Origin of the sequence: Micromonospora sp. (genome assembly GCF_048594385.1) — a bacterium.
Classification (GTDB): Bacteria; Actinomycetota; Actinomycetes; order Mycobacteriales; family Micromonosporaceae; genus Micromonospora; species Micromonospora wenchangensis.
The window spans coordinates 1-6536 of record NZ_JBMDWU010000505.1 but is presented as its reverse complement, the minus strand read 5'-3'; the positions used below and the strand labels follow the sequence as shown (position 1 = coordinate 6536).

5 protein-coding genes are annotated in these 6536 nt (G+C 75.0%); 3 read left to right on the top strand and 2 right to left on the bottom strand.

All coding sequences use genetic code 11. The features are described 5' to 3' along the window. Positions 1-2640 (bottom strand): bifunctional lysylphosphatidylglycerol synthetase/lysine--tRNA ligase LysX (gene lysX / locus ACOJTC_RS27150; RefSeq protein WP_420119010.1); only part of this gene is annotated, 2640 nt, incomplete at its 3' end. A gap of 203 nt (positions 2641-2843) precedes the next feature. On the opposite strand from lysX, the gene ACOJTC_RS27145 reads away from it, so the two are divergent. The 3 genes from ACOJTC_RS27145 to ACOJTC_RS27135 all read left to right on the top strand — a co-directional run bounded on the left by ACOJTC_RS27145 (position 2844) and on the right by ACOJTC_RS27135 (position 6381). Further along, a complete protein-coding gene (locus ACOJTC_RS27145; protein WP_420119009.1) occupies positions 2844-3983 on the top strand; it encodes a carboxylate-amine ligase in 1140 nt (379 codons plus the stop codon). Positions 3984-4022: 39 nt separating this feature from the next. Then, positions 4023-5393 (top strand): FAD-dependent oxidoreductase, encoded by a 1371-nt coding sequence (locus tag ACOJTC_RS27140; protein ID WP_420119008.1) that lies wholly within the window; start codon positions 4023-4025, stop codon positions 5391-5393. Positions 5394-5514: 121 nt separating this feature from the next. Then, positions 5515-6381 (top strand): aminoglycoside phosphotransferase family protein, encoded by an 867-nt coding sequence (locus tag ACOJTC_RS27135; RefSeq protein ID WP_420119007.1) that lies wholly within the window; start codon positions 5515-5517, stop codon positions 6379-6381. Positions 6382-6398: 17 nt separating this feature from the next. On the opposite strand, the gene ACOJTC_RS27130 is transcribed toward ACOJTC_RS27135, so the two are convergent. Continuing rightward, positions 6399-6536, bottom strand: a 138-nt coding sequence (locus ACOJTC_RS27130; protein WP_420119011.1) for a zinc finger domain-containing protein, incomplete at its 5' end; no start/stop codon positions are given.

Here is a 6536-nt window from a genome sequence, read left to right as displayed (position 1 = left end):
CTCGTTGCGGAACACCCGGCCCAGCTCGTACACCCGCTCGACACCGCCCACGGCGAGCCGCTTGAGGTACAGCTCGGGGGCGATCCGCAGGGTCAACCGCAGGTCGTAGGCGTTGCTGTGGGTGACGAACGGGCGGGCGTTCGCCCCGCCGTGCACGCGTTGCAGGATCGGCGTCTCCACCTCCAGGAAGTCCCGGTCCACCAGGGTCCGGCGCAGGCTGGTGAGGGTGGCGCTGCGGGCCCGCAGCAGGTCCCGGGCCTGTGGGCTGGTCGCCAGGTCCAGGTAGCGGCGGCGCACCCGCGCCTCCGGGTCGGCCAGGCCGTGGTGCTTGTCCGGCAGCGGACGCAGGCACTTGGCGGTGAGCCGCCAGTCGGCCACCCGGACCGACACCTCGCCGCGCCGGGTGGCGTACACCTCGCCGGTAGCGCCGACGTGGTCGCCGATGTCGACGGTGGCCCGCCACCGGTCCAGCTCCTTCTCCAGCACCAGTTGCAGGTCGCCGCCGCCGTCGCGGACGGTGACGAAGCAGACCCGGCCGTGGTCGCGGACCAGCAGCACCCGCCCGGCCACCGAGACGGTCTCCCCGGTGCCGGTGTCCGGGGCCAGCCCGGCGTGCCGCGCCCGCACCGCCGCACACCCGTCGGTACGCGGCCACCCCACCGGGTACGGATCGACGCCCTGCGCCCGCAGCCGGTCCAGCTTCGCCCGCCGGACCCGCACCTGCTCGGGCTGCTGCCCGTGCGCCGGTTCGGGGCTGACCGCGTGCACCGTGGCCGCGTCCGGCGGCACGAACCCCACCGCGCCACCGGCCGGCGGCGCACCGTACAGCGGGGACGGACGGCCGCCGGGCAACGCGACGAAGCCCTCCGCGACGGCGGCGGCCAACCCGACCCGGGCCAGTTCCCGCCGCTCGCCGAAGCACAGGTAGCGGGGCGTCCAGTGCGGCTGGTACTTGGCGTTGGACAGGTACAGCGACTCCAACTGCCACCAGCGGGAGAAGAACAGCAGCGTACGCCGCCACAGCCGGATCACCGGGCCGGCGCCGATCCGGGCGCCCTGCTCGAACACCGACCGGAACACGGCGAAGTTCAGCGACACCCGCTCGACGCCCAGCCGGAGGGCGGCACCGAGCAGCGCGGCCACCATGAACTCGGTGACCCCGTTCTCGGCGGTGCGGTCCCGACGCATCAGGTCCAGCGACAGCCCGCTGCCGCCCCACGGGCTCAACGACAGCAGCGCCCGTACCCGGCCGTCGCCGTCGCGGGCCTCGACCAGCACGCAGTCACCGTCGGCCGGGTCGCCGAGGCGGCCCAGCGCCATCGAGAAGCCACGCTCGTGCTCGGTGTCCCGCCAGCGGGTGGCCAGGGCGGCGAGGTCGGCCAACTCGGCCGGCGGGATGTCGGCGTGCCGGCGTACGGCGGCGGTGTAGCCGGCCCGCTCGACCCGGTGCACCGCCTGCCGGACCGGGCGCATGTCCCGCCCGCCCAGGTCGAACTCCCGGGCCAGCAGGATCGCCTCGTCACCCAGTTGCAGCACCTTCAGCCCGTGCCGGTGGTAGGCGCGCGCGCCGGCCTCGCTGGCCCCCATCACCGCCGGGGTCCAGGCGTACTCGCGGGCCTGGTCCAGCCAGGCGGTGATCGCCGGACCCCACGCCTCCGGGTCGCCGACCGGGTCGCCGCTGGCCAGGCTCACCCCGTTGACCACCCGGTAGGTCAGCGCCGCCTTCCCGCTGGCCGAGAAGACCGCCGCCTTGTCCCGCCGGGTGGCGAAGTAGCCGAGCGAGTCCCGGTCGCCGTAGCGGGCCAGCAGTTCCCGGATCCGCTGCTCCTCGTCGGGGTGCAGCACGGCGGCGGCGCGCTGCGAGCGCAGCAGGGTGAACAGGCCGGCCAGGAAGGCGACCGCACCCATCCCGCCGAGCAGCAGGTTGACCCAGCCGGGGGCCTGGCCCTGCCGGGTGACGTCCAGGGTGATCGCGCCGCCGAAGACCTTCTCGATGGCGTACCCGATGCGGTCCAGCCAGCTGTGCAGGCTGCCGGGCACGGCGGTGAGCAGCAGGTAGCCCAGCCCGACGGCCGCCGCGGCGAGGCCGAAGAACACCCCGAGGGCACGCCGGGTGCTGCCGCTGCGGACCCGGGCGTAGAACTCCCGCCGGGCGGCTCGCAGCAGGGCGAGCGCGGCGACGGCGAAGCCGATGCCCACCCAGACGCCGACGGTCTCGACGAGGGTGAACAGCCGCCGGCCGGCGTCGTCGGTGAGCTGGTCCGCGCCGACGGTCACCAGCAGCAGGCCGGTCAGCACGCCGACGACCAGGCTGAGGATGAAGTAGACGACAAGCACCCAGTACGCCAGCCGCTTGTGGCGCAGCACCGCCGCGGCGAGGGTGCCGAGGAACACCGCGTACGCCAGGTTGGCCGGGGCCGGCACCAGCAGCGTGTCGATGGTGGTCCGGATCGGCTGGAACTCGGCGTTGGCCGCGCTGCTGACCGCCGCCAGCGCGCAGATCGCGGCGATGAACCACAGCAGCGCCGCGAACGTCCGGGGCACCTGCCGCCGCCAGTCGCGCCCGGCCGGCCGGGGCGGGTGGCCGGGCCGCCGCGCCGGGGCCGGGGGCGCCGACTGGGGCACCGTCGTCGGGGTCACCTGACCTCCCTCACGTTCCCGCCCCGGCCCGCTCCAGGTCGGGGCGGGGGTGCGGCACGGCACCGGTCGGCGGGACCGGGTCATGGTAAGCATCCGGCGCGACGACGCGCCGTGTCGCGTTTTCTCCGCCGGACACCGCGGGTAATGGGCGGGCAGCACCGCGGCGGACCCGCCGCGGCGGGACGGGACGGACGGTGATGGCGATGACCAGTGGGGTGGCGGCCGGGGCGATGGCCCCGGAGCGGACCGGGCCCGACCGGCTCACGGTGGGCGTGGAGGAGGAGTTCCTCCTGGTCGATCCGCACACCGGTGCCGCGGTGCCCGCCGTCGACCTGGTCATGGAGCAGGTGCCGGCCGAGCTGCGCGGGCAGGTGGAGCGGGAGTTCCAGACCAGCCAGATCGAGATCGGCAGCCCGCCGGGGTTGGACCTGGGCTCGATCCGGCACTCGCTGGGCGTGCTGCGCGGCGCGCTGGCCGACGCCGCCGAGCGGGCCGGCGTCCGGGTGCTGGCCATCGGCACCGGCCCGGTGGCGGGACCGGTCCCGCCGGTGGTGGACAAGCCCCGCATCGACCGGATGATCGAACGGTTCCGGCTGCTGGTGCCCGGCCCCGGCAACAACGGCATGCACGTGCACGTGGGCGTGCCCGACCCGGACACCGGGGTGCAGGTGCTCAACCACATCCGGCCGTGGCTGCCGGTGCTGCACGCGATGACCACCAACTCGCCCTTCTCCGAGGGGGTCGACACCGGGTACGCGAGCTGGCGTTCCGTCGAGTGGGAACGCTGGCCGTCGGTCGCGCCCACCCCCTACCTGGAGTCGTACGAGCACTACGAGCGGCTGATCAGGCAGTTGATCGCCAGCGGGGTGATGCTCGACGAGGGGATGCTCTACTGGTACGCCCGGCTGTCGGCGAAGTACCCGACGGTGGAGGTCCGCATCGGTGACGTCTGCCCGTCGGTGGACGACGCGGTGCTGGTGGCGGGGCTGGTGCGGGCGCTGGTCGCCACCGCCATGGACGACGTGGCGGCGGGCCGTCCGCCGGTGAACACCGACCACCACCTGCTGGTGGCCGCGCACTGGCGGGCCGCCCACGACGGGTTGGAGGGCGACGGCGTCGACCTGACCAACGGCGAGTTGTGCCCGGCCTGGGAACTGGTCGACCGGCTGGTCGAGCGGGTCCGCCCGGCGCTTACGGCGCACGACGACCTGGCCGAGGTGACCGAGCTGCTGGCCACGCTGCGCCGGCACGGCACCGGGGCGGCCCGGCAGCGGGCCGTGTTCGCCCGCTCGGGCCGGCTGGAGGACGTGGTCGCCGAGGTCGCCCGGCAGACCCGTGGCTGACCGGCCCGGGGGCGAGGCGTGCGTGGAAGACTGGGCGTCGTGACAGAGCGGCTGGTCGTGGTCGGTGGGGACGCCGCCGGCATGGCGGCGGCGTCCCAGGCCCGTCGCCGCCGGGGCGTCGACGACCTGGAGATCGTGGCGTTCGAGCGGGGACACTTCACGTCGTACTCGGCGTGCGGCATCCCGTACTGGATCAGCGGTCTGGTGCAGGACCGGGACGCGTTGATCGCCCGTGACCCGGCCACCTTCCGGGACGACTTCGCCATCGACGTGCGGCTGCGTACCGAGGTCACCGGAATCGACCTCGACCGCCGCGAGGTCACCGCCCGCCGGCTCGACGACGGCGGCGAGGTCCGCGAACGCTTCGACACCCTGGTGTACGCCACCGGTTCGGTGCCCAACCAGCCCGACTGGGCCGACGAGGACGTCGACGGCATCTTCGGCATCCAGACCCTGGACGACGCGGCGGCGCTGCGGGCCTGGCTGGACGCCGACCCGACGCCGACCCGGGCGGTGGTGGTCGGCGGCGGCTACATCGGGGTGGAGATGGCCGAGGCGCTGATCCAGCGCGGGCTCGCCGTCACCCTGGTCGAGCGGGGCGAGCAGCCGATGGCCACCGTCGACGAGGACATGGCCGGCCTGGTCGCCGAGGCGATGCGCGGGCTGGGCGTCGAGATCCGTACCGGTGTCACGGTCAGCGGGGTCGAGCAGCGCGACGGCCGGGTGTCCGCGGTGGTCACCTCCGCCGGGCCGGTGCCGGCCGACGTCGTGGTCCTCGGCCTGGGCGTACGCCCCAACACCGCGCTCGCCGCCGCCGCCGGCCTCCCGCTCGGCCAGACCGGCGGGGTCCGCGTCGACCGCCGGATGCGGGTGCCCGGGGTGCCCGGCGTCTGGGCGGCCGGCGACTGCGTGGAGACCCTGCACCGGGTCACCGGCATGTCGGTGCACATCCCGCTCGGCACCCACGCCAACAAGCAGGGCCGGGTCGCCGGGATCAACATCGGCGGCGGGTACGCCACCTTCCCCGGGGTGATCGGCACCGCCGTGACGAAGGTGTGCGACCTGGAGGTGGGGCGTACCGGGCTGCGGGAGCGGGACGCCACGGCGGCCGGGTTCGAGTTCGTCTCGGTGATCGCCGAGTCGACGAACCGGGCTGGCTACTACCCGGGGGCCCAGGCGATGACGGTCAAGCTGATCGCCGAACGGCCCACCGGTCGGCTGCTCGGCGCGCAGATCGTCGGCCGTTCCGAGGCGGCGAAGCGGATCGACGCGCTGGCCGTGGCGCTGTGGAACGAGATGACGGTGGACGAGATGACCGCCCTCGACCTCGGCTACGCCCCGCCGTACGCGCCGGTCTGGGACCCGGTGCTGATCGCCGCCCGCAAGGCCGTCGACGCCCTCGACCGCTGAAGCCCCCCACCTACCGCACCCACGCCGACCACCCCGCCCCCGTCACGCGGCGCGGCGCGCATTGTGGAGAGTTGTTGTCGCCGGGGCGACAACGACTCTCCCCGATCCGCACAATGGGCCGATGGAGATTCCGGCGGGGTTGTCGTGGGTGCGGCAGACGCCGGAGGGGCGGGAGTGGCTGGCCACGCTGGCCCGGTGGCGGGACGAGTGCGCGCAGCAGTGGTCGCTGCGGCTCGGGCCGCCCTTCCCGTACGCGTTCGCCTCGCTGGCGATGCCCGCCGACCTGCCCGACGGCACCCCGGCGGTGTTGAAGTTGCAGTACCCGGCCCCGGACAGCCGGCACGAGGCGGACGCGTTGGCGCACTGGGACGGCGAGGCGGCGGTCCGGCTGATCGCCCACGACCCGCAGCGGCGGGCGCTGCTGGTGGAGCGGTGCCGGCCCGGCTCACCGCTGCACGAGTTGCCCGCCGACGAGGCGGTGGACGTGGTGGCCGGCCTGCTGCCCCGGCTGTGGCGGCGACCGGCCGGGCCGTTCATCCCGCTCGCCGAGGAGGCGACGGGTTGGCGGCACCGGTTACCCGAGCGGTGGGACCGGGCCGGCCGGCCGTACGGGCGGCGGCTGGTCGACGCGGCGCTCGACCAGCTCGACCGGCTGGTCGACACCCAGGGCGAGCAGGTGCTGGTCAACCAGGACCTGCACGCCGGCAACGTGCTGCGGGCCACCCGGGAGCCGTGGCTGGTGATCGACCCGAAGCCGCTGCTGGGCGAGCGGGAGTTCGCGGTGGTGCCGATCGTGCGCGGGGTCGAGCTGGGGCACTCCCCCGAGGCGGTACGGCGTCGGCTGGACCGGGTCACCGCTGCGCTCGGCCTCGACCGGGACCGGGTGGTCGGCTGGACGATCGCGCACTGCCTGGCGTGGAGCCTGGACGGCGACACGGTCTTCACCAACCAGGTCGAGGTGGCCCGCTGGCTCGTCGACGGCCCGTAGCCGCCCGCCGGACGGGGTCAGCGTTGGCAGGTGGGGCACCAGTAGAGGTTGCGGCCGGCCAGCTCGCCCCGGCTGACCGGGCCGCCGCAGACGTGGCAGGCCGCGCCGGCGCGGCGGTAGACGTACACCTCGCCGCCGTGCCGGTCGACCCGGGC

Excerpts from the sequence above, each read along its gene's own strand:
- ACOJTC_RS27145 (WP_420119009.1), top strand. The coding sequence starts at position 2,844 with ATGACCAGTGGGGTGGCGGCCGGGGCGATGGCCCCGGAGCGGACCGGG.
- ACOJTC_RS27135 (WP_420119007.1), top strand. The coding sequence starts at position 5,515 with ATGGAGATTCCGGCGGGGTTGTCGTGGGTGCGGCAGACGCCGGAGGGG.